Below are 21,240 nucleotides of genomic sequence, written 5' to 3' on the forward strand. Positions count from 1 at the left end.
CCATGCAAGACAGCCTAACGGCCCTGCTGCCCCCGGACCTGCTCTCCTTCCTGCGCTGCCCCACGCCCCAGGCCTGGGTCGAGGCGGCCCTGCGCAACCAGGAACTGCTGCTGATCGATCACGCCCAGTGCGAGAAGAAGGCGGCCTCCACCGCCATGAGCCTGATGTACCGCTATGTGGATCGCCCCCTGCTGCTGACCAAGATGTCGCAGCTGGCGCGGGAGGAACTGCTGCACTTCGAACAGGTGGTCACGCTGATGGAGTCCCGGGGCATCGCCTATCGTCACCTCAGCGCCTCCCGCTATGCCGAGGGGCTGCGCCGTCACCTGCGCGCCGAGGACCCGCTGCGCCTGGTGGATCTGCTGATCGTGGGGGCGCTGATCGAGGCGCGCAGCTGCGAGCGCTTCGCCTGCCTGATCCCGCGCCTGGACGCAGAGCTTGCCAAGTTCTACCGCAGTCTGGTTAAGTCGGAAGGGCGTCACTATGAGGACTATCTGATGCTGGCGCGGCTCGTTGCCGAAGAGGCGGGCGATGGAGAGGTGGAGGCACGGATCGCCTTCCTCGCCGATCGCGAGGCGCGCCTGATCGAGGCCCCGGATGGCGATTTCCGCTTCCATAGCGGTATCCCCGAGGCGGCCTGAGATCCAGGGAACAGACGGCAAGGCGCTTGCCGATGACACAATAACGCGGGAATGAAGACGATGCGGGATCCTTCCGTCGATGAGCGACTGACACTGCTCGGCCATTTCTCACTGACCCTGGGTGAGGACAGCCTTACCCAGTTCAGCTATGACAAGGTCAAGGGGCTGTTGGTCTACCTGCTGCTCCACGAGCAGCCGGTCAACCGCTCCACCCTGGCCGAACTGCTATGGCCCGATCAGGGGCTCTCCTCCGGGCGCACCAACCTTCGCCATGCCCTGCATTGCCTGCGCCAGTCACTGGGCGAGCAGGCCGAGCGGGTGCTGGCGGTGTCCCGCCAGACCATCGCCTTCCAGCTTCCCGAGGGGTGGCGCTTCGACCTGCATGAGCTCCAGGCGCTGCTGCGCGAGCCGCCGGATATCGACACCCTGGAAGCGATCCTGGCCCTCTACCAGGGGGACCTGGTGGAAGAGCTGCAGCTCTCCGCCTGTGCCGAATTCCAGCGCTGGCTGCTGCGGGTGCGCAACGAGTGGCGCCAGCGGGTGATCGCCTTCGCCGAGGCGGTGCTGGAGGCCCATGGCGAGCTACCCGAGTCGCTGTTGCGGGATCTGGTGAGCCGTTTCTCCGGCTATGGTCCCTTCCATGAGCGGCTGGTGCGCCAACTGGCCGAGCAGGGGCAGGCGGCGGCGGCCCACGAGCAGTACAACGCCTACCTGCAGCTGCTGGCGCTCTCCGGCCAGCAGCCGGAGCCCGCCTTCCTGCAACTGGCCCGCTACTGGTCCGATGGCCAGGCGGATATCCAGCGCCTCTCGCCCCAGGGCGCCTTTTCCCGGGCCCTGGCCCTGGACAGCGCGCCGCTGCGCGACGATGAGATCGAGCAGCGTCAGCTCTCGGTGATGGCCATTCGCCTGAGCCTCGAGGAGGACCTCACCGCCCGGGACGCCACCCATGCCAGCCTGGCCCTGCAGATCGAGCTGATGCGCTGGCTGGAGCAGCAGTGCCACCACCTGGGCGGCTTCTGGCTGCCCGGGGCCACCGGCGGCCTGGGCCTGGCCTGCTTCGGCACCCATGGCCCGGCCCACCAGTTGGCCGAGCTGGTGGCCCTCTACGAACACTGTCGCAAGGCGCTGCCCGAGGAGTCCACTCGCCACTGGAAGGGCGAGGGCGGCGTACCGCGCTTCACCCTGGCGGCGGGCCTCAACAGCGGTCGGGTGATCTATCTGCCCGAGCGTCAGTTGGCCGATCCCCTGGGCCAGGTCACCCAGACCTCCCTGGCGCTGATGAGTGCCGCCGAAGGAGGGGAGTTGGTGATCTCCCAGGAGGCCAGCCAGCATATGCCGCCGGCCCTGGACCTGCAGCCGCGACTCTCCTCGCGGCTGGTCGCCTGTGACGGCAAGGTGCGGTTGCGCGCCCTGGTCCTGGGGGCCAACGAAGGGGGCCGCGAGGCCCTGCCACCCAGCCTGGTGGGGCGCGAGGCGGCGCTGCGTAAGCTGCGTGACGCCCTGGCCCGGGCCGGGATCGGCCTGCGCCAGAGCGTGCTGGTGCGCGGCGCCTCCGGCATGGGCAAGTCGGCACTGCTGGTGGGCTTCCGCCAACTCGAGCAGAGTCGCGATACCGCCATCTGCTGGCAGCCCACCACCCGGCTCTCGGTGCATTCCCCCTATGGGGTGGCCCGCCAGTTGCTGCGCTGGCACCTGGGCGGCGAGCCCGACGAGGCGCGCCTGGGTCGGCTGCTGGAGAACTATCCGACGCTGGCGGGCTCCCCCGAACGGCGTCAGTTGCTGGAGGAGGCCCTCGGCGTTCGCGAGCCCGAGGAGGTGGCGGTGCTGGCCCAGAGCGGCGAGGCCCTGGAACTGGTGGTGCAGCTGCTCCAGGCCCTGGTCGAGACCCTTACCGCCCAGCGCACCCTGGTGCTGATGATCGACGACATTCAATGGCTGGACGAGCCCTCCTTCAAGGTGCTTTCCAGCCTCCAGGCCCGGCTGCCGATCAACTGTCCGTTGCTGCTGGTGGCCAGCCACCATGGCCGCGAGACGCTGCCGGCCCGCCTGCATTGGGATCAGCAGCTCAGCCTTGGGCGCCTGGATGCCCTGCAGTCGTCGCGGCTGCTGTCGCAGCTGGCGCGGCGCTACCGGCTGCACCTCAGCCCGCGGCTGCGCAGCCAGTTGATCGAGCGCTGCGACGGCGTGCCCCTCTACCTGCAGGAGATCTGCCGGCGCCTGGACATGGATCGCCGCGAGGGGCGCAGCGTCCAGTTGGACGACCTGCCCCAGGGCCTGCTGGGGTTGCTGGCCAGCCGCATCGACCAGCTCGATGCCGAACGCGAGGTGGCGCATGTGGCGGCGGTGCTGGGTCGCCAGTTCCGCCTCGATCTGCTCACCGAGTGCAGCGGCTGGTCCGGGGAACGCCTCAAGCGGGCCATCGAGCAGATGATCCGCCTGGAGATCATCGAGGCCTGCCCGACGGGCAGTGAATACGAGTACCAGTTCAGCCATCAGCTGCTCCAGGAGGCCGCCTACCTGTCCTGCCCGCGGGACGTGCGGGTGGCGATCCACGGCCAGGTGGTGACCCTGATCGAGGAACGCTTCCCGATGTGGATCAGTCGCCATCCTGGCGACTTCGCCACCCATCTGCGGCGCAGTGGCCACTATGCCCGGGGCGCCCGCTACTTCGAGCTGGCCGCCCGCGAGGCGCTCAAGGTGAGCGCCAACCGCACCGCCCTGCGCATGGCCGACGCCGGGCTGGCCAGCCTGCGCCATGTGGAGGGACAGCAGGAGCGGGAGGTGAGCCTGCTGACGGTACGCGGCCAGGCCGCCTTCGCCCTGGAAGGGCATGGCTCGCCCACCGCCCACGACAGCTTCGTGCGCGCCCAGGAACTGCTGCCGCCGCGCAGCCATGAGGAGGAGGCGGACGACTTGGAGCAGCGCTTCCTGGTCAAGTGGGGCCTGTGGGTGGGCTGCAGCCAGCGCCATGCCCATGCCGATGCCTTCTCCCTGGCCGCCAGGCTGGCCGACCTGGCCGGCGAGCTGGAGGATCCCCGCTATCGGCGCCTGGCCGACTATGCCCGGGCCCACTGCGAATACTGGGCGGGGCGGATTCGCCAGGCCTATGACCACCTGGAGGAGATCGATCCCCTCAATTCGCCGATGCTGATCGAGTGGTTGCCGTTCTCCGATCATCCCCAGGTGGCGGCGGCCTGCTTCCAGGGCTGGGCGCTCTGCCTGCGCGGCGACTATCGGCGCGCCGAGCAGCAGGCGGAGGCGGCGATCCGCCTCGCCGAGGGCTTCAACCATCCGGGCTCCCTGGCCATGGCGCTGCTCTTCTCGGCGGCCATGTACCGCCAACTGGGGCATGTGCACCTGGCCGGCATGCGCTCCCAGCGTGCCTTCGAGCTCACCGGCACCCCGGACCTGCACCTGTGGCAGATGTCGGCCCAGGGGATGCTGGGCTGGCAGCGGGCCCTGGCCGGCGATCGTGAGGGCCTGGCCCTGCTGGAGGCGGGCATGGAGGAGTTCGACGAGGTGACCGGTCGCGACCGCTACCAGCGCCCGGTGCTGTGGTTCGTGGACGCCTGTGTGGCGCTGGGGGAGCTCTCCCGCGCCGAAGACTACCTGGATCAGTGCCTGCTGATCGCCCAGGAGCGTACTTCGCTCTATGTGCCGGAGCTGGCCATCCAACTGGCGCGGGTGCGCCACCAGTTGGGGCGCCCGGCCCAGGAGATCCGCCTGCTGGTGGAGCAGGCCCTGCGTCAGGCGGCGGAGCACGAGAACTTGCATCAGCAGCTCAATGCCCTGGAGCTGTGGTTGACCCTGGTGGATCCCGAGGACCGCCAGGCGCGGGAGCAGTTCCGGCGCCTGCTCGGCGAGGTCTCGCCCAGCGACGCTCCGGTGCTGGTGCGCTGGCGCATGCTGCTCGACCAGCGCCAGGAGCAGACCGCGCGACTGGAGTCCTGATTCCCTCGCGCCAACGACACGGGCCCCGGCAATGCCGGGGCCCGTGTCGTTTAGGTGGCGTGCTAGGTGATGGCTTCCAGCTCACCGATCCGAATCAGTGCCTGGTCGCGGTGCTCGCCGCATAGCTCGGCGTCGAAGGCGAAGCGTTCGCATACCGCCGGGCGCCGCGGGTCGCCGAACAGGAGGCAGAGGTTATCGGCGTCGAGCTGCACGCAGCGCACCCCGGCGGGCTTGCCCTGGGGCATGCCGGGAATCGGTGAGCTGATGGAGGGGGCGATACAGCAGGCCCCGCAGCCGGGGCGACAGCCAGCGGCGCTCGGCACCGCTGTCATTGCCGGCCCGCCTCGGCGAAGGCGCCCTTGCCGATGCCCTCGAAGGCCTGTACCCGGATATGCCCCCCCTCGGCGGCGGCGATCCGCTCGGCGAGCCACAGGGCGATGCGTTCCACCGTGGTCTGGCTGGGCAGCACCCGGCAGCGCTCGGTGGGCAGGCGCAGGCGGAACTCCCCCTGAGGCGCGCGGTAGGCGCAGGTGAGGTGGCGCGGGTCGTCGTCGGGGTCCGTCACCAGGTCGTCGGTATCCACCAGGTAGGCATCCGCCAGCCGCTCGGCCCAGTCGGCCTCCAGGGCCGGGTCGCGCCGGCCATTGCGCCAGATATGCAGCCGCGAGCGGTGCCCGTGGGCGATACGCTGGCAGTTGCCGGCGTGCTGGCGCAGGCCATGGCTGTAGGTGTAGGCGGCGCCGTCGATGGCCTCGTCACGCAGGCTCAGGCGGATGGCCGAGACCCGGGGCGGCGGGCGACGCATCAGCTCGCCGGCCAGGTGCTCGGCCAGGGTGTCGCGGCGCACCTCGGTCCAGGGCAGCAGGGTGAAGGCCTGGCGCGGGGCGCGCAGCTCCAGGGGGTAGGGGTGACGGGTGACCAGGCGCAGCCCCTCGCGACACTCCTGGAGCTCCACGCCCGGGGCCCGGGTCGGCACCAGCAGGGTATGGTCGGCACCGGCATCGAGTCGCGACTTGATCCAGGGCTTCACCTCGCCGAAGTCGAACAGCATGCCGTCTTCCCCCAGCTCGCCGTCGAGTTGCACGTCCACCGCCCAGCTGACCCCGATCAGGCCGCGGCGGGGACACCAGAGGGAGGCATCCAGATGGGTCAGGTTATCGACGAACAGGCTCATCGGTCGATCCCCGCGATCATGGTGAGGGTCTGCATCATCAATCGATCCCCGCGATCTTGTGAGTCTGCAGCGACAAGTGCCACTGGGGGTGACCCAGGCAGTAGTCGACGCAGGCCGTGAGTGTGGTGCCGGATTCGCCCCGGGGGGCGAGGTCCATGGGCTGCAGATAGAAATGGCGGAAGTCCAGGGCGTCGAAGCGCTCCGGCGGCGCCTCCGCCTGGGGGTAGACCAGCTTCAGCTCGTCGCCGCCGGCCACCGCCAGCGTGGCGCTGCCCTTGGGGCTGACGCAGAGCCAGTCGATGCCCGGCGGCGGCACCAGGGTGCCGTTGGTCTCCACCGCCACCTCGAAGCCGAGGCGCTGCATGGCCTGGATCAGTGGCGCATCGAGCTGCAGCAGCGGTTCGCCGCCGGTAAAGACCACATAGGGGGTGGCCACCCCCTGGGTGTCGGGCCAGAGGGCGCAGAGGTGGGCGGCCAGGGCCTCGGCATCGGCGAAGCGACCGCCGTGCTGGCCATCGGTGCCGATAAAGTCGGTGTCGCAGAAGCGACAGACGCTGGTGTCGCGATCCGTCTCTCGCCCCGACCAGAGGTTGCAGCCGCTGAAACGGCAGAAGACGCTGGCGCGGCCGGCCCGGGCGCCTTCCCCCTGCAGGGAGTAGAAGGCCTCCTTGACGTGATACATCAGCGGCCTCCCGCCAGGTCGGGGCGCGCGATGTCGGCCTCATAGGCCAGGGGGTCGACCACGCCATTGGCGGCGAAGGCGGCCAGGCGCTCGCGACAGCTGCCACAGCGCCCGCAGGCCAGGGCCTCGCCCCGGTAGCAGGTCCAGGTGTCCGCGTAGTCGAGGCCCAGTGCCAGGCCCGCGGCGAGGATCTGCGCCTTGCTATGGTGCAGGAAGGGCACCGCCAGGCGCAGGGGCGCGAAGTCGCATACCTCGGCGGCGGCCTGCATGCGGCGCACGAACTCGGGCCGGCAGTCCGGGTAGAGGTCGTGGTCGCCGCCATGGGCCCCGTAGCGCACCTCGTCGGCACCGATATTGATCGCCTTGGCCAGGGCCAGGGAGAGCAGGATCATGTTGCGGTTGGGCACCACGGTGGTGGCCAGGTTGTCGGCGGCGTAGTCGCCCTCCGGCAGGGCCTGGTCGGCATCGGTGAGCGCCGAGGCATCCACCAGGCTATGGATGGCGCGCAGGTCGACCACCTGGTGGGGCACGTCCAGGGCCTGGCAGACGCGCCGGGCGGTATCGAGTTCGCGATGATGGCGCTGGCCGTAGTCGACGGACAGGGCATGGGCCTCGATGCCCTCGGCCAGGGCCTGATGCAGCACGGTGAAGGAGTCCATGCCGCCGGAATAGATGATCACGGCGCGCCGGCCATGGGGGGAAGTCGTCATAGGGGGTTCCTGTCGGAGAATTTGTCCTGCCCCGCTGGCGGCGGGGGTGTCCGGGATCCGGTCCGGAGGGCGCTAGTGTAGAGAAGGCTTGACCACTTGGCCAGTGGGCTGGCCAAGGCGGTCGAGGGTCGTTACTCTCGAGTCACTCCCTCAGGTGACGCAAGGAAACGTCATGGCCAGCATCGAACACAGCGCCGTCCTGTCGGCTCCCCCGGAGCGGGTCTTCGCCCTGCTGGAGCGGGTCGAGGACTTCGCCGACTACTCCGATCTAATCGATTCCATCGAGGCCCTGGGGGAGGGGCGCTATCGCTGGCATGTGCGTGCCGTGGGCATGGAGTGGGCCTTCCTGGTGAGGATCACCGAGCGCGAGGAGCCCAGTCGGCTGGCCTGGGAGTCCATCGAAGGGGTGCGCAATCAGGGCTGCTATCGGTTGCGGCCGGTGCCCGAGGGCACCGAGGTGACCCTCAGCCTCGATTATGAGATCAAGAACCGCCTGGTGGAGAAGGCGGTCAATCGTGCCGCGCGCCCCCTGGTGGCCAAGGTGAGCCGTCAGATCCTCGAGCGGGTGGAGGCGCGACTGTAGGGGTTGTTCGTCGGCTAAGAAAATGCTGGCGAGGGGCATTTGGGCGGGAGTAGACTCCGCCTTGGCGCCTGTCGCGCCGGTATGCCCTGGGAGGCCGATGATGATCAAGGGACTCATGCTCTGTTTTCTGGTGCTGGCGGTACAGCTCGGCATCCTCGCCTATGTGGATCAGCGGACGGCGACGCCGGAGTTACGCCATGGCGAATCGACGGCGCGGGAGCTGCGCCGCGATGACGACGAGCCGCCGCTGGCCTCCTGAGATCTGAGGACTGAGGCGGCGAACCGAGGAGGGGCGATGCACTTCTGGTGGATCTCGGGGGCTGAGCCGCGATGATGACGAGCCGCCGCTAGCCTCCTGAGGCCTGGGGCGGCGAATAGAGGAGGGGCGATGCGCTTCTGGTGGATCCCGGGAATGGCGGCGCTGATGCTGCTGATGATGATGTGGGTCTGGTACTCCCCCGACCTCGGTGCCCTGCAGGCCTGGGCGGAACACACCGCCGGCCGTCCCTCCACCATGTTGGCGGTGATCCTGGTGATGGCGGTGACCCTGATGATCGGGCTGCCCGGCAGTATCGGGCTGTGGCTGATCGCCCCTTTTCATCATCCGCTGGTCGCCGTGCCGATGCTGATCCTGGGCAGCACCGTCGGCGCCCTGGGGGCTTATGGATTGGCGGCGCGCTTCGAGCGACGCCTGCGGCCCGGCAAGCTGACCCGGCGCATGATGCGCCTGATGCAACGTCGCGGTGACCTGCTGACCCAAGGCGCCCTGCGGGTGCTGCCGGGCTTTCCCCATTCGGTGATCAACTACGCGGCGGGACTGGTGCGCCTGCCGCTGGGCCCCTTCCTGGTGGCGGCCATTCTCGGGCTGGGGGCCAAGTGGGCGGTCTATGCCAGTGCCATCCATGGTGCCCTGGAGGCGGTGGATAGCGGGAAGGGACTGAGCCTCGATGTCGCGCTGCCGTTGGCCCTGCTGACCCTGTTGCTGCTGCTGGGGGCCTGGGTACGCCGCCGTATCGAGGCCCGCAATGGCGTCGACTAGGAGTCCGGTGACCTCCTGGCTCAGGGCTTGCGCAAGGAGGCGTCCAGGTGATCGACGACCTCGGCCCAGTCGGCGTCATCCTCCAGGGCGTTGCGCAATAGCTCGGCCTGGGCCGGGCTCCAGAAGCTCGCCTCATGCAGCGGCACGCTCTCTGGCAGGGGCGAATGGCGCTGGATAAAGGCCTCGATGGCGCCGGCATCCGAGGCCAGGCCGAGCTGTTCGAAGAGTTCGCTGAAATGATGGACCGGCTGTTCCATAGGGGGCTCCATGGGGTGGGTTTCCCCTACCATAGACCCTCGGGACGGCCTTTGCCTGGCCCGGCGGTCTGATTAGCGTTCGCCCACCAGGGCGTCGCGGAAGCGTTCGCGACGCTGGGTCTCATCGAGGGGCTGGGCCAGCAGATGCACCAGCTTGGTGATCACCGCCTCCGGGGTCATGTCGTCGCCGGAGAGCACGCCGGCCGCCGCCAGGCCTTGACCCGCGGCATAGCTGCCGATGGCGATGGCGCCGGCGGGGCATTGGCTGATGGCCACCAGCAGCTGTCCGCGTCCGCTGGCCTCCGCCAGCACCTCCAGCAGCGCCGGGTTCTCCGGCACATTGCCGCCTCCCCAGACCTCCAGCAGGGCCCCCTTGACCCGGGGAGCCTCCAGCCAGGCCGCCACCAGCGAGGCCGGGATCCCCGGCCATAACACGATACGCACCACCGGGCAGTCCCCCAGGGCCTGGTAGTCGGGGAGTTCGAAGCGCGGGGCGCCACGCTGCAGCTCGTCCAGGCCGCGGTTCGGATAGAGTACCGGCTCGCCCTCCACCAGCTCGCCCAGCAACGGATAGTTGGGGCTGACGAAGGCGTCCGCGTCTCGGGTATGCCACTTGCGACTGCGCACCCCGCGCAGCAGCTTGCCGGCGAAGGCGATGGCCACTTCCTGCAGGGCCGGCTGGGCGGCGAAGCGCAGCGCGCCCTCCACGTTGCCCAGGGCATCGCTGCCCGGTGCCTCCAGGGGCTGCATGGCGCCGCTGACCACCACCGGCTTGGCCGCGCCCTGAAGCTGGTAGGCGAGGCTGCTGGCGGCCCAGGCCAGGGTGTCGGTGCCGTGCAGCACCACCAGTCCGGCGGCCTCGTCATAGGCCTGGCCCAGGCGCTGCCCCAGGGTCTGCCAGTCGCTGGGGGTGGCGGCGCTGGAGTCGATGGGCTGCGGCGTGGCCTCGAAGGTGAAGTCGGGCAGGCTGGCACGGCGTGCCGGGGGCAGGGTGTCCAGGGCCCGACGCAGGCGCGCCTCGAAGTCACGCCCCGGGGCCAGTCCCTGGGGGCCCGGCTCCATGCCCAGGGTGCCGCCGGTATAGATCACGCGAATCGGGGATGGCATAAGGGACTCCTGTGGGGTGCGGGGAGGCCGCATCATACCTCAACGGGGCCGCGGCTCAAGGCGTCGGGCAAGCGATGTGCATGACGAAACACGCCGAGCGCGAGGCTCGGCGTGTTCATGTTCTGGGGCATTGACTCGCGATCAGGCGTCGGCGGTGGCCTCGGCGGGGGTGGCCAGGCGGCGCACCATGGCCTCCACCAGCTGTGCCGAATGGGTGGCGGCCTGGTCGATAAAGGCCGTGAAGCTGAGGTTGGATTCCTTGCCGGCGATATCCGAGAGGGCGCGGATCACCACGAAGGGGCAGCCATAGAGGTGGCAGGTCTGGGCGATGGCGGCGGCCTCCATCTCGGCGGCCAGCATGGTGGGGAAGCGCTCCCGGGTCTGGCTGACCGCATCGGGACAGGCCATGAAACTGTCGCCGGTGGCGATCAGCCCCTCCACCACGCGCAGCTCGCCCAGCTCCTCGATACACTCCCGGGCCACCCGGACCAGGCGCGGGTCGGGCAGGTAGGCGGCGGGCATGCGCGGCACCTGGCCGGGTTCGTAGCCGAACACCTCGACGTTGACGTCGTGGTGGCGCACCTCGGAGGAGATCACCACGTCGCCGACTTCCAGATCGGCGCCGAAGCCGCCGGCGGAACCGGTGTTGATGATCGCCTCGGGCTGATAGCTATCCAGCAGCAGGGTGGTGCCCACGGCGGCATTCACCTTGCCGATGCCGGACTGCAGGATCACCACCTCGACGCCGTGCAACCGGCCGCGATAGAAGGTGCAGCCCACCTGTTGGCGGGTCTCCTGACCTTCCAGGCGGGAGGCGAGGAGGGCGACTTCTTCCGGCATGGCGCCGATGATGCCAATACGTTTCATCTAGGCTCTGCTCTTCGCTGAATCGATGGGGGCGGATTCTACCTCAAGCGTCCTGGCGCTGCATGGCATCGTGGAGTTCGGCGGCAAACAGGGTGTTCTCCAGCAGCGAGGCCACCGTCATGGGACCCACGCCGCCGGGCACCGGGGTGATATGACTGGCCCGCTCGGCGGCGGGAGCGAACTCCACGTCACCGACCAGGGTGCCATCCTCCTGGCGGTTGATGCCCACGTCGATGACGATGGCGCCCTCCTTGACCCATTCGCCCTTGACCAGGCCCGGCTTGCCCACCGCCACCACCAGCAGGTCGGCGCGCCGCACATGGGCCTCCAGGTTCTGGGTGAAGCGATGGCAGATGGTGGTGGTGCAGCCGGCCAGCATCAGTTCCAGGGCCATGGGGCGGCCGACGATATTGGAGGCACCGACGATGGTGGCATCCAGCCCGCGAACCTTGAGGCCGCTCTCCTGAAGCAGGGTCATCACGCCCTTGGGGGTGCAGGGGCGCAGCACCGGCAGGCGCTGGGCCAGGCGTCCCAGGTTATAGGGGTGGAAGCCGTCCACGTCCTTGTGGGGGCGGATGCGTTCGAGGATGGGCCGCGGGTCCAGGTGATCGGGCAGTGGCAGCTGTACCAGGATGCCGTCCACCTCGGGGGCGGCATTGAGTCGGTCCACCAGGGCCTCCAGGTCGGCCTGGGTGGTGTCCGCCGGCAGCTCGTGGCGCAGCGAGAGCAGCCCCGCTTCTTCGCAGGCGCGGTGTTTGTTGCGCACATAGACGGCCGAGGCCGGGTCCTCACCCACCAGGATCACGGCGAGGCCGGGGACGCGCTCGCCGGCCTGGCGGCGTGCCTCCACCTGGCGGGCGACTTGCTGGCGAACGTGAGCGGCAATGGCCTTGCCATCGATCAGTTGTGCGGTCATCGACGATTCCCCTGGAAGCTGTGGACACCGCCGGTGGCGGCGACGAAACTGGGCGGTGATTTTCGCATGAGCCGGCCGCGAGTCAAAGCGTCTTGCCAATGTTGATTGCGACAGATGCTTGACCAATAAGGAAAGATCCGTAGAATACGCCTCGCACTGACGAGCTCACGGGATCGTCAAGGCCGTGCGACAAGCCGGCGGGGTGTAGCGCAGTCTGGTAGCGCGCCTGCTTTGGGAGCAGGATGTCGGGGGTTCGAATCCCTCCACCCCGACCATCGCAACCCATTGTTTTTGTTGAAATAAGGGTTGCAGGCAAGAGTGTGAGGCCGTACAATGCGCCCATAGCTCAACCGGATAGAGCAACGGCCTTCTAAGCCGTGGGTTGCAGGTTCGAGTCCTGCTGGGCGCGCCATGCTGTTAGCGGGATTGGCAGCTGGGTCCGGTCGGGCGCGATAGGCGAATATGGTGGATGTAGCTCAGTGGTAGAGCCCCGGATTGTGGCTCCGGTGGTCGTGGGTTCGATCCCCATCATCCACCCCATTTCGTCGTAAGTTGTATTAAGTGGTTGTTTTGGCAGTGGTGGATGTAGCTCAGTGGTAGAGCCCCGGATTGTGGCTCCGGTGGTCGTGGGTTCGATCCCCATCATCCACCCCATTGCCTCAGATTTCTTGCGAAGGCGCCGGCATCTTGTCGGCGCCTTCGTGTTTCCGTCTGCCTGGCGGTTCTGTCATTTTCCCCTTGTGATCCGCGAGCAACGTCCCCATCTTACGGGCATGGCGCTTGCCAGCGCGCAGTGGGCTTCTTAAAATCAGCCCTTTGATCTTCCAACGCATTCGTAACGAACGCCCCCAGTCGGTAGAGGACAATTCATGCAAGTTTCCGTCGAGACGACCTCCAGCATCGAGCGCCGCGTCAAGGTTCAGGTTCCCGCGGCCGAGGTCGACCAGGCCGTGGCGGCCCGTCTTCAGGACACCGCCAAGAACGTGCGCCTCAACGGCTTCCGCCAGGGCAAGGTACCGATGTCCGTGGTGCGCCAGCGCTTCGGCGGGCAGGTGCGCAGTGAGGTGGTGGGCGAGGTGATGCGCGAGCGCTATGTGCAGGCCATCACCCAGGAGAGCCTGAACCCGGCCGGTTTCCCGGAAATCGAGCCCACCGTCAACGAGTCCGGCAAGGACCTGGAGTTCGTGGCCACCCTGGAGATCTATCCGGAAATCGAGCTCAAGGGCATCGAGGGGACCGAGGTGGAGCGCCCCCAGGTCGAGATCACCGACGCCGACGTCGAGCAGATGATCGACACCCTGCGCAAGCAGAACGCCGGCTGGGCCGAGGTGGAGCGTGCCGCCGCCGAGGGCGACCAGGTCACCATCGACTTCCAGGGCTTCCTGGGTGATGAGCCCTTCGAGGGCGGCAGCGCCGAGGGTCATCAGCTGGTGCTGGGCTCCAACAGCTTTATCCCCGGCTTCGAGGCGCAGCTCGAGGGCGCCAAGGCCGGCGAGGAGAAGGAGATCAAGGTCACCTTCCCCGAGGACTACCAGGCCGAGCACCTGGCCGGCCAGGAAGCCACCTTCAAGGTCAAGGTGCACGCCGTCAGCGCCCAGGAACTGCCCGAGGTGAATGAGGAATTCATCAAGCAGTTCGGTGTCGAAGAGGGTGGCGTCGAGGCCTTCCAGGCCGAAGTACGCAAGAACATGAGCCGCGAGGCCTCTCAGGCCGTCGAGAATCGCGTCAAGCAACAGGTTCTCGAGGCCCTCAAGCAGGGTAACGAGATCGAGGTGCCCCAGGCCCTGATCCAGCAGGAGACCGACGGCCTCAAGCGCCAGGCCGCCCAGCAGTTCGGCCTGGGCGAAGACTTCGATGTCTCCCAGCTGCCCAACGAGCTGTTCGCCGACCAGGCCAAGAGCCGCGTCCAGGTTGGCCTGCTGCTGGCCGAGGTGGTCAAGGTCAATGAGCTCGACGCCAGCGACGACGAGATCAAGGCCAAGGTCGAGGAACTGGCCGAGCAGTACCAGGATCCGCAGCAGGTGGTCGACTACTACCTGAGCAACGACCAGCTCAAGAATCAGATCAAGTCCTCCCTGCTGGAAGAGAAGGCCATCGAGCTGCTGCTCGGCCAGGCCAAGGTCCAGGACGTGGAGATGTCCTACGAGCAGGCCCTGGCCGCCGCCAATCAACAGGCTGGCGACGAGACCGAGGCCGACGAGGATGCCGACGCCAAGGCGTAAGGCCGTGGGTCGCCGGCCTTAGGGTCGGCGGCCACTAAGGGATGGGACCCGGCATGGGCCGGGGGCACTTACCGGAAGAAGGACGCCACAGAGATGGGCAACGACTTCGAGATCAAGAATGCCGGCGGCCTGGTGCCGATGGTGGTCGAGCAGAGTGCACGGGGCGAGCGCGCCTACGATATCTACTCGCGTCTGCTCAAGGAGCGCGTGATCTTCCTGGTCGGCCCGGTGGAAGACTACATGGCCAACCTGGTGGTGGCGCAGCTGCTGTTCCTGGAGTCCGAGAATCCCGATAAGGACATCCACCTCTACATCAACTCGCCGGGTGGCTCGGTGACCGCGGGGATGTCGATCTACGACACCATGCAGTTCGTCAAGCCCGATGTTTCGACCGTCTGCATCGGCCAGGCCGCCAGCATGGGCGCCCTGCTGTTGGCCGGCGGCGCCGCCGGCAAGCGTTACTGCCTGCCCAATTCGCGGATGATGATCCACCAGCCGCTAGGTGGCTACCAGGGCCAGGCCTCGGATATCGAGATCCACACCAAGGAGATCCTCAGTATCCGTCACAAGCTCAATCAGATCCTCGCCCACCACACCGGCCAGGACATCGAGACCATCGCCCGGGATACCGATCGTGACAACTTCATGAATGGGGCCCAGGCGGCGGAGTATGGCCTGATCGATGCCGTGCTGGATAAGCGTCCGGACTCCTGATAGCTTGACCCGAGTCGCATCCACGACATGCAATTTCCGGCGGCCCGCGAGCCGCCGTTCATCAAGAGGTACGCGAATGGCCGACGGCAAAGGCAAGGACGAGGGCAGCAAGCTGCTTTATTGCTCGTTCTGCGGCAAGAATCAGAACGAAGTGCGTAAGCTGATCGCGGGCCCATCCGTCTACATCTGCGACGAGTGTGTCGATCTGTGCAACGACATCATTCGTGAAGAGGTTCTCGAGGCCGATGCGGAGAGCGAGGAGGATCGCCTGCCGGTTCCCCGCGAGATCCGTCATACCCTCGATGATTACGTGATCGGCCAGGATCGCGCCAAGATGGTGCTGTCGGTGGCGGTCTATAACCACTACAAGCGCCTGCGCGCCGGGGTGAAGAGCGACGACGTCGAACTCGGCAAGTCCAACATCCTGCTGATCGGCCCCACCGGCAGCGGCAAGACCCTGCTCGCCGAGACCCTGGCGCGGCTGCTCAATGTGCCCTTCACCATCGCCGATGCCACCACCCTCACCGAGGCGGGCTATGTCGGCGAGGACGTGGAGAACATCATCCAGAAGCTGCTGCAGAAGTGCGACTACGATGTGGAGAAGGCCCAGCGCGGCATCGTCTACATCGACGAGATCGACAAGATCTCCCGCAAGTCGGACAACCCCTCCATCACCCGGGACGTCTCCGGGGAAGGGGTGCAGCAGGCCCTGCTCAAGCTGATCGAGGGCACCACCGCCTCGGTACCGCCCCAGGGCGGGCGCAAGCATCCCCAGCAGGAGTTCCTGCAGGTGGATACCGGCAATATCCTGTTTATCGTCGGCGGCGCCTTCGCCGGCCTCGACAAGGTGATCCGCGACCGGGCCGAGAAGGGTGGCATCGGCTTCAATGCCCAGGTCAAGAGCAAGGACGAGAGCAAGGGCGTCGGCGACGTGCTGATGGATGTGGAGCCGGAGGATCTGGTCAAGTTCGGCCTGATCCCCGAGTTCGTCGGTCGCCTACCGGTGATCGCCACCCTCACCGAGCTCAACGAGGATGCGCTGATCCAGATCCTGACCGAGCCCAAGAACTCCCTGATCAAGCAGTATGCCAAGCTGTTCGAGATGGAGGGCGTGGAGCTGGAGTTCCGCGAGGATGCCCTGCGGGCGGTGGCCGCCAAGGCCATGGCACGCAAGACCGGTGCCCGCGGCCTGCGCTCCATTCTCGAGTCGGTGCTGCTCGACACCATGTACGAGATTCCCTCCCTGGAGGGCGTCACTCAGGTGGTGATCGATGAGTCGGTGATTGCCGGCGAGAGCGAGCCGCTGTTGATCTACTCTCAGCAGGATGAGGGCAAGGTGGCCGGCAAGGACGGCTAGGCGCCTCCCCGTCTCATGGGGCCGCCCCGGCGGCCCTTTTTTGTGTGCCCCGCTTGCAAAGGGGACGGGTCGCCCCCATCACCTGACCAATCCCTTCGAGTTTTGAGGAACGTCTGCGATGCAGCAGAACGCCGAACAGACCCAGAGTCTGCCCCTGTTGCCCCTGCGCGATGTGGTCGTCTACCCGCAGATGGTCATCCCGCTGTTCGTGGGCCGCGAGAAATCGATCCTGGCCCTGGAGGCCGCCATGGCCGCCGACAAGCGGGTGCTGCTGGTGGCCCAGCGCGAGGCCGGCCAGGACGACCCCGATCGCAACGATCTCTTCGCCGTGGGCACCGTGGCCGAGATCATGCAGCTGCTCAAGCTCCCCGACGGTACCGTCAAGGTGCTGATCGAGGGCGAGTCTCGGGCCGACGTGGTGAGCCTCGACGAGGTCGAGGGTTACACCCGCGGCGAGGTGCGCCTGCGCGAGAGCGAGCCGTTGAGCCCCCGGGAGCAGGATTCCCTGGTGCGGGTGCTGCTCAACCAGTTCGAGCAGTACGTCAAGCTCTCCAAGAAGGTGCCCAATGAGGTGCTCAACTCCCTGGCCGGCATCGAGGACCCCAGCCGCCTGGTGGATACCATCTGCGCCCACCTGTCGCTGAAGATCGGCGACAAGCAGGAACTGCTGGAGATGGATCGGGTGCGCGATCGCATCGAGCACCTGATGGCGCTGATCGAGGCCGAGATCGACCTGCTGCAGGTAGAGAAGCGCATCCGCTCCCGGGTCAAGGACCAGATGGAGAAGTCCCAGCGGGAGTACTATCTCAACGAGCAGATGAAGGCCATCCAGAAGGAGATGGGCGAGCTCGAGAACGTGCCCAACGAGGCCGAGAAGTACGAGACGGCGATCCAGGAGTCCGGGATGCCCAAGGAGGCCGCCGAGAAGGCGACCCAGGAGCTGGGCAAGCTGAAGATGATGGCGCCCAACTCCGCCGAGGCCACCGTGGTGCGCTCCTACCTGGACTGGCTGATCTCGGTACCCTGGAAGAAGCGCACCCGGGTCAAGCACGACCTGGCGCGTGCCGCCGAGGTGCTGGACGCCGATCACTATGGCCTGGAAGAGGTCAAGGAACGGATCCTCGAGTACCTGGCGGTGCAGAAGCGCGTCAAGAAGCTCAAGGGGCCGGTGCTCTGCCTGGTGGGGCCGCCCGGGGTGGGCAAGACCTCCCTCGGCCAGTCCATCGCCCGGGCCACCAACCGCAAGTATGTGCGCCTGGCCCTGGGTGGGGTGCGCGACGAGTCGGAGATCCGCGGCCATCGCCGTACCTATATCGGTTCCCTGCCGGGCAAGCTGATCCAGCGCATGAGCAAGGCCGGGGTCAAGAACCCGCTCTTCCTCTTCGACGAGGTCGACAAGATCGGCATGGACCACCGTGGCGACCCCGCCTCGGCGCTGCTCGAGGTGCTCGATCCGGAGCAGAATGACAAGTTCAGCGACCACTACCTGGAGCTGGACTATGACCTCTCCGAGGTGATGTTTATCTGCACCGCCAACTCCATGAATATCCCGGGTCCCTTGCTGGACCGCATGGAGATCATTCGTCTGCCCGGCTACACCGAGGACGAGAAGCTGGCGATCGCCAGGCGCTACCTGGTACCCAAGCAGCTCAAGGCCAACGGCTTCAAGGAGGACGAGCTGAGCCTCGGCGATGACGCCATCCTCGAGCTGATTCGCTACTACAGCCGCGAGGCCGGGGTGCGCGAGCTGGAGCGGCAGATCGCCAAGGTGTGCCGCAAGGTGCTGCGCGAGCGTCTCGAGGCCGAGGCCAAGGAGGGGGCCCAGGCGGCCCGGGAACTCAAGGCCGCCGATATCGAACACTACGCCGGGGTGCGCCGCTACAGCTATGGCCTGGCCGATCAGGAGAACCAGGTGGGACGGGTCACCGGCCTGGCCTGGACCTCGGTGGGCGGTGAGCTACTCAATATCGAATCGGTGGTCACCCCCGGCAAGGGGCGTCTCAACAAGACCGGCTCCCTGGGCGACGTGATGAAGGAGTCGGTGAGCGCCGCCCTGACGGTGGTGCGCTCCCGGGCTCAGGCCCTGGGCATCGACCCGGAGCGCTTCGAGAAGGAGGATCTGCATATCCATGTGCCGGAAGGGGCGACTCCCAAGGATGGTCCCAGCGCCGGCATCGCCATGGTCACCGCCATGGTCTCTGCCTTCAGCGAGCGCCCGGTGCGCTGTGACCTGGCGATGACCGGCGAGGTCAACCTGCGTGGTGAGGTATTGCCCATCGGTGGCCTCAAGGAGAAATTGCTGGCCGCCCGGCGCGGTGGTATAAAGATTGTGCTAATACCAGAGGAAAATCGGCGTGACCTCAAGGAGGTCCCCGATAATATCAAGGAAGCCCTGGACATCAGACCCGTGCGTTGGATCGATGAGGTTCTCGATACGGCGCTGGTGGAAAAGGCCGGTGTTGAAGGCGAGAAAAAACGTCCCGACGATCCGGCATCTTCCCGTTCGGTGGTTAGTACTCATTAATGCGGTTTTTCGTGTCATGGCGAGTAGAAAAGCCCGCCATGACGCGAGATTGCGCTAGAGGTTGCTTGACAGGTCTTTCGTGGCATTGCTATAAAAAGCGCCTTGCTGTGATCGCGTAAGTCGCCTCAAGTCAGCGCAGCCACATGTCAATTTTTGCAATATTCAAGGGGTGAAGTGTGAACAAGTCCGAGCTGATCGAAGCCATTGCCGCGTCTGCCGATATTCCCAAGGCCGCGGCCACCCGCGCACTGGATGCCATGGTTGAGGCCGTCACCGATAGCCTGAAGAAGGGCGATGCCGTTTCCCTGGTGGGTTTCGGTACCTTCACCGTCAAGGAGCGTGCCGCGCGTACCGGCCGCAACCCGCAGACCGGCCAGCCCATCGAGATCAGCGCCGCCAAGGTGCCTAGCTTCAAGGCCGGCAAGGCGCTCAAGGATTCGGTCAACTAAGGGCAGACACGCCTGCGGTCGACTCCGTGAAAGGCGCATCGTCTCGGCGATGCGCCTTTTTGTTGTCTGCCTCCGCCACTGGCCCCGAGGGGCCAGTGGCGGATATCATCCTTCACGCACCTTCTTGCCTTACTCTTTGCCGAGGGCATCATGCTGCAAAGTATTCGCGATCGCTCCAAGAGCTGGGGCGCCAAGATTATTATCGGCGCCATCGTCGTCACCATGGCCCTGTTCGGGGCCGATGCCCTGATCGGGCTCTTCACCGGGGGCGCCAATGACGTCGCCAAGGTCAATGGTGAGCCGATCACCCGCCAGGAGGTGGAGCTGCAGGTGCAGCGGGCCCTGCGCAGTGGCCAGGTGCCGCCCGAGCAGGAGCGCGCCCTGCGTGGCCAGGTGCTCGATGAGCTGATCACCCTGCGCCTGCTGGATCAGTACGCCGCCGACGGGGGCCTGCATCTCTCCGAGGAGCAACTCGATCGCATCCTCCTCACCCTGCCGGAATTCCACGACCAGGAGGGTCGCTTCGATCGGGATATCTTCCGTAACCGCCTGGCCAGTGCCGGTTATACGCCGCTCGGCTTCCGTGAACAGCTGCGTAGCGACCTGCGTCGCGAGCAGCTGCAGAATGGCCTGGTGCTCAGCGATTTCACCCTGGAAGGCGAGCGTGAGCGCCTGGCGGCCCTGCAGCGTCAGGTACGCAGCTTCCGCTACCATCTGCTCTCCGGGGATGATCTGGATGCGCCGGTGCGGCTCGAGGAGGCGGAGATTGCCGCCTACTACGAGGCCAACGCCGAGCGCTACCAACGCCCGGAGCAGGTGCGCCTGGAGTACGTGCTACTCGATCGCCAGCGCCTGGCCGGTGAGATGGAGGTCGACGAGGAGCAGTTGCAGGCGGCCTATGAGCGGCGAGGCCAGGACGCCGAGCGCCGGGTGGCGCATATCATGGTGACCTTCAATGAGGAGCGCAGCCGGGAAGAGGCGGAGGCACGCCTCGAAGAGGTGCGAGACCGCCTCGCCGATGGCGACGACTTCGCGGCCTTGGCCGCCCGCTATTCCGATGACACCAGTTCCGCGGAGCAGGGCGGCGATCTCGGCTTTATCAGTCGCGGTTTCTTCGGTGAGGCCTTCGAGGATGCCGCCTTCGCCCTGGCGCCCGGTCAGGTCTCCGGTATCGTCGAGACCGACAACGGTCTGCACCTGGTCACGGTGACCGAACTGGACCTGCCGCCCTTCGAGCAGTTGCGCGACGAGCTACGCGAGGAGGTGGCCCTGGCCGAGGTGGGCGACGAGTTCAATCGCCTGGCCCAGCGCCTGATCGAGGAGAGCTTCGCCGCCGAGGACCTGGATAGCGTCGCGAGTGACCTCGGCCTGCCGCTGGAGGAGAGTGACTGGCTGACCCGGGATCACGGCCAGGGAGTGCTCGGCGAGCCGGGGGTGATGGCCGAGGCCTTCAGCGACGAGGTGCTGGTCGAGGGCTTCAACAGCGAGGTGATCGAACTCGACGAGGAGCGTCGCCTGGTGGTGCGGGTCGCGGAGCATCGCCCGGCCGCCACCCCGGCCCTCGACGAAGTGCGCGAGCGGGTCGTCGCCGAGCTGAGTGACCGGCGCGAGCGCGAGGCCCTGGGGGAGCTGGCCGAGGCGCGCTTGGCGGCCCTGCGTGGCGGCGAGTCCGTCGACTGGGCCTGGACTCGGGTCGAGGAGGCGAGCCGCAATAGCGCCGAGAATGTTGCTCCGGCGATCCTGGCCGAGGCCTTCCGGCTGCCGCGTCCCGATAATGGTCCCCGCTATGGTATCGCCTCCACCGAGCAGGGCGTGGCGGTACTCGCCCTGGACGCGGTGGGTGAGAGGGAGGCCGATGCGCAGCTGGAGGCCCTGGTGGCTCAGATGGCGGAGCGCGTGCGGGCCCAGTCGGCGCTGACCGGCCTGCTGGAGCGCCTGCGCGCCGAGGCCAAGATCGAGCGACTCTAAGCCACGCCAGAAAACGCACGGCCTGCGGCCGTGCGTTTTTTTGGCCGTATAATGTTATTAAGTAACGATTTTGGGGGCG

General features: G+C 67.0%; 19 protein-coding genes and 4 tRNA genes. 15 read left to right on the plus strand and 8 right to left on the minus strand.

The genetic code is table 11. From position 1 onward, the window contains the following. The first annotated feature begins 2 nt into the window (after positions 1-2). Both ACQ1W9_RS09245 and ACQ1W9_RS09250 read left to right on the plus strand, forming a co-directional pair. Positions 3-641 (plus strand): tRNA-(ms[2]io[6]A)-hydroxylase, encoded by a 639-nt coding sequence (locus ACQ1W9_RS09245; RefSeq protein WP_431026300.1) that lies wholly within the window; start codon positions 3-5, stop codon positions 639-641. Positions 642-701: 60 nt separating this feature from the next. Further along, positions 702-4,592: an AAA family ATPase gene (locus ACQ1W9_RS09250; protein ID WP_431026301.1), complete on the plus strand. Its 3,891-nt coding sequence runs from the start codon at positions 702-704 to the stop codon at positions 4,590-4,592. Between the two features lie 62 nt (positions 4,593-4,654). On the opposite strand, the gene ACQ1W9_RS09255 is transcribed toward ACQ1W9_RS09250, so the two are convergent. The 4 genes from ACQ1W9_RS09255 to queC are packed head-to-tail and all read right to left on the minus strand — an operon-like array spanning position 4,655 to position 7,158. Then, entirely contained in the window at positions 4,655-4,924 is a 270-nt protein-coding gene (locus ACQ1W9_RS09255) for a YkgJ family cysteine cluster protein (RefSeq protein ID WP_431026302.1), read from the minus strand. Next, on the minus strand, positions 4,921-5,766 hold the full coding sequence (locus ACQ1W9_RS09260) for a 6-carboxytetrahydropterin synthase (RefSeq protein ID WP_431026303.1): 846 nt from the start codon (positions 5,764-5,766) through the stop codon (positions 4,921-4,923). The genes ACQ1W9_RS09255 and ACQ1W9_RS09260 overlap by 4 nt, the downstream gene beginning before the upstream one ends. Positions 5,767-5,803: 37 nt before the next feature. Then, on the minus strand, positions 5,804-6,448 hold the full coding sequence (gene queE / locus ACQ1W9_RS09265; RefSeq protein WP_431026304.1) for a 7-carboxy-7-deazaguanine synthase: 645 nt from the start codon (positions 6,446-6,448) through the stop codon (positions 5,804-5,806). Continuing rightward, positions 6,448-7,158 (minus strand): 7-cyano-7-deazaguanine synthase QueC, encoded by a 711-nt coding sequence (queC, locus tag ACQ1W9_RS09270; RefSeq protein WP_431026305.1) that lies wholly within the window; start codon positions 7,156-7,158, stop codon positions 6,448-6,450. Before queC ends, queE begins: the two co-directional genes overlap by 1 nt. A gap of 172 nt (positions 7,159-7,330) precedes the next feature. Between queC and ACQ1W9_RS09275 the strand changes: the two genes are divergently transcribed. From ACQ1W9_RS09275 to ACQ1W9_RS09285, 3 genes are all read left to right on the plus strand, one after another. Further along, the gene (locus ACQ1W9_RS09275) at positions 7,331-7,741 is read left to right on the plus strand and encodes an SRPBCC family protein (protein WP_431026306.1); all 411 of its coding nucleotides are present in this window, start codon (positions 7,331-7,333) and stop codon (positions 7,739-7,741) included. A 100-nt stretch (positions 7,742-7,841) separates the two neighbouring features. Then, complete coding sequence (locus ACQ1W9_RS09280) at positions 7,842-8,000, plus strand: hypothetical protein (RefSeq protein ID WP_346062305.1); 159 nt, start codon at positions 7,842-7,844, stop codon at positions 7,998-8,000. 129 nt (positions 8,001-8,129) lie between these two features. After that, positions 8,130-8,780: a VTT domain-containing protein gene (locus ACQ1W9_RS09285; RefSeq protein ID WP_431026307.1), complete on the plus strand. Its 651-nt coding sequence runs from the start codon at positions 8,130-8,132 to the stop codon at positions 8,778-8,780. 20 nt (positions 8,781-8,800) lie between these two features. Here ACQ1W9_RS09285 and ACQ1W9_RS09290 read toward each other — a convergent pair whose 3' ends face one another. From ACQ1W9_RS09290 to folD, 4 genes are all read right to left on the minus strand, one after another. Next, positions 8,801-9,037, minus strand: coding sequence for a DUF2789 domain-containing protein (locus ACQ1W9_RS09290; RefSeq protein ID WP_346062307.1), 237 nt, complete (start codon positions 9,035-9,037; stop codon positions 8,801-8,803). Positions 9,038-9,109: 72 nt separating this feature from the next. Next, positions 9,110-10,144, minus strand: a complete 1,035-nt coding sequence (locus tag ACQ1W9_RS09295) for an asparaginase (protein ID WP_431026308.1) — start codon at positions 10,142-10,144, stop codon at positions 9,110-9,112. Between the two features lie 141 nt (positions 10,145-10,285). After that, positions 10,286-11,011: a 5'-methylthioadenosine/S-adenosylhomocysteine nucleosidase gene (gene mtnN / locus ACQ1W9_RS09300; RefSeq protein ID WP_431026309.1), complete on the minus strand. Its 726-nt coding sequence runs from the start codon at positions 11,009-11,011 to the stop codon at positions 10,286-10,288. A gap of 43 nt (positions 11,012-11,054) precedes the next feature. Continuing rightward, a complete protein-coding gene (gene folD, locus ACQ1W9_RS09305) occupies positions 11,055-11,927 on the minus strand; it encodes a bifunctional methylenetetrahydrofolate dehydrogenase/methenyltetrahydrofolate cyclohydrolase FolD (RefSeq protein WP_431026310.1) in 873 nt (290 codons plus the stop codon). A gap of 198 nt (positions 11,928-12,125) precedes the next feature. Here folD and ACQ1W9_RS09310 point away from each other — a divergent pair. The 10 genes from ACQ1W9_RS09310 (at position 12,126) to ACQ1W9_RS09355 (ending at position 21,161) form a co-directional block, all read left to right on the plus strand. Beyond that, positions 12,126-12,202: transfer RNA gene (locus ACQ1W9_RS09310), tRNA-Pro, on the plus strand. A gap of 60 nt (positions 12,203-12,262) precedes the next feature. Then, a tRNA-Arg gene (locus ACQ1W9_RS09315) sits at positions 12,263-12,339 on the plus strand. A 53-nt stretch (positions 12,340-12,392) separates the two neighbouring features. Beyond that, a tRNA-His gene (locus ACQ1W9_RS09320) sits at positions 12,393-12,467 on the plus strand. A gap of 39 nt (positions 12,468-12,506) precedes the next feature. Beyond that, positions 12,507-12,581 (plus strand) — tRNA-His (locus ACQ1W9_RS09325). A gap of 215 nt (positions 12,582-12,796) precedes the next feature. Then, on the plus strand, positions 12,797-14,149 hold the full coding sequence (tig, locus tag ACQ1W9_RS09330) for a trigger factor (RefSeq protein WP_431026311.1): 1,353 nt from the start codon (positions 12,797-12,799) through the stop codon (positions 14,147-14,149). Between the two features lie 93 nt (positions 14,150-14,242). Further along, positions 14,243-14,863 carry an ATP-dependent Clp endopeptidase proteolytic subunit ClpP gene (gene clpP, locus ACQ1W9_RS09335; protein ID WP_195859456.1) on the plus strand — a complete coding sequence of 207 codons (621 nt, stop codon included), beginning with the start codon at positions 14,243-14,245 and terminating at the stop codon, positions 14,861-14,863. Between the two features lie 76 nt (positions 14,864-14,939). Continuing rightward, entirely contained in the window at positions 14,940-16,220 is a 1,281-nt protein-coding gene (gene clpX, locus ACQ1W9_RS09340) for an ATP-dependent Clp protease ATP-binding subunit ClpX (RefSeq protein ID WP_346062312.1), read from the plus strand. Between the two features lie 118 nt (positions 16,221-16,338). Then, positions 16,339-18,744: an endopeptidase La gene (lon, locus tag ACQ1W9_RS09345; RefSeq protein ID WP_431026312.1), complete on the plus strand. Its 2,406-nt coding sequence runs from the start codon at positions 16,339-16,341 to the stop codon at positions 18,742-18,744. Between the two features lie 176 nt (positions 18,745-18,920). Further along, positions 18,921-19,193, plus strand: a complete 273-nt coding sequence (locus ACQ1W9_RS09350) for an HU family DNA-binding protein (protein ID WP_346062314.1) — start codon at positions 18,921-18,923, stop codon at positions 19,191-19,193. 150 nt (positions 19,194-19,343) lie between these two features. Beyond that, entirely contained in the window at positions 19,344-21,161 is a 1,818-nt protein-coding gene (locus tag ACQ1W9_RS09355; RefSeq protein WP_431026313.1) for a SurA N-terminal domain-containing protein, read from the plus strand. Positions 21,162-21,240: the final 79 nt, after the last annotated feature.

It is taken from the genome of Halomonas sp. H5, from assembly GCF_050613175.1.
GTDB classification, from domain to species: domain Bacteria; phylum Pseudomonadota; class Gammaproteobacteria; order Pseudomonadales; family Halomonadaceae; genus Bisbaumannia; species Bisbaumannia salifodinae.

What these genes read in the sequence shown, in the direction of transcription:
- ACQ1W9_RS09245 (WP_431026300.1), top strand. Translation starts at nt 3, where the DNA reads ATGCAAGACAGCCTAACGGCCCTGCTGCCCCCGGACCTGCTCTCCTTC.
- ACQ1W9_RS09250 (WP_431026301.1), top strand. Translation starts at nt 702, where the DNA reads ATGCGGGATCCTTCCGTCGATGAGCGACTGACACTGCTCGGCCATTTC.
- ACQ1W9_RS09255 (WP_431026302.1), bottom strand. Translation starts at nt 4,924, where the DNA reads ATGACAGCGGTGCCGAGCGCCGCTGGCTGTCGCCCCGGCTGCGGGGCC.
- ACQ1W9_RS09260 (WP_431026303.1), bottom strand. Translation starts at nt 5,766, where the DNA reads ATGAGCCTGTTCGTCGATAACCTGACCCATCTGGATGCCTCCCTCTGG.
- queE (WP_431026304.1), bottom strand. Translation starts at nt 6,448, where the DNA reads ATGTATCACGTCAAGGAGGCCTTCTACTCCCTGCAGGGGGAAGGCGCC.
- queC (WP_431026305.1), bottom strand. Translation starts at nt 7,158, where the DNA reads ATGACGACTTCCCCCCATGGCCGGCGCGCCGTGATCATCTATTCCGGC.
- ACQ1W9_RS09275 (WP_431026306.1), top strand. Translation starts at nt 7,331, where the DNA reads ATGGCCAGCATCGAACACAGCGCCGTCCTGTCGGCTCCCCCGGAGCGG.
- ACQ1W9_RS09280 (WP_346062305.1), top strand. Translation starts at nt 7,842, where the DNA reads ATGATCAAGGGACTCATGCTCTGTTTTCTGGTGCTGGCGGTACAGCTC.
- ACQ1W9_RS09285 (WP_431026307.1), top strand. Translation starts at nt 8,130, where the DNA reads ATGCGCTTCTGGTGGATCCCGGGAATGGCGGCGCTGATGCTGCTGATG.
- ACQ1W9_RS09290 (WP_346062307.1), bottom strand. Translation starts at nt 9,037, where the DNA reads ATGGAACAGCCGGTCCATCATTTCAGCGAACTCTTCGAACAGCTCGGC.
- ACQ1W9_RS09295 (WP_431026308.1), bottom strand. Translation starts at nt 10,144, where the DNA reads ATGCCATCCCCGATTCGCGTGATCTATACCGGCGGCACCCTGGGCATG.
- mtnN (WP_431026309.1), bottom strand. Translation starts at nt 11,011, where the DNA reads ATGAAACGTATTGGCATCATCGGCGCCATGCCGGAAGAAGTCGCCCTC.
- folD (WP_431026310.1), bottom strand. Translation starts at nt 11,927, where the DNA reads ATGACCGCACAACTGATCGATGGCAAGGCCATTGCCGCTCACGTTCGC.
- tig (WP_431026311.1), top strand. Translation starts at nt 12,797, where the DNA reads ATGCAAGTTTCCGTCGAGACGACCTCCAGCATCGAGCGCCGCGTCAAG.
- clpP (WP_195859456.1), top strand. Translation starts at nt 14,243, where the DNA reads ATGGGCAACGACTTCGAGATCAAGAATGCCGGCGGCCTGGTGCCGATG.
- clpX (WP_346062312.1), top strand. Translation starts at nt 14,940, where the DNA reads ATGGCCGACGGCAAAGGCAAGGACGAGGGCAGCAAGCTGCTTTATTGC.
- lon (WP_431026312.1), top strand. Translation starts at nt 16,339, where the DNA reads ATGCAGCAGAACGCCGAACAGACCCAGAGTCTGCCCCTGTTGCCCCTG.
- ACQ1W9_RS09355 (WP_431026313.1), top strand. Translation starts at nt 19,344, where the DNA reads ATGCTGCAAAGTATTCGCGATCGCTCCAAGAGCTGGGGCGCCAAGATT.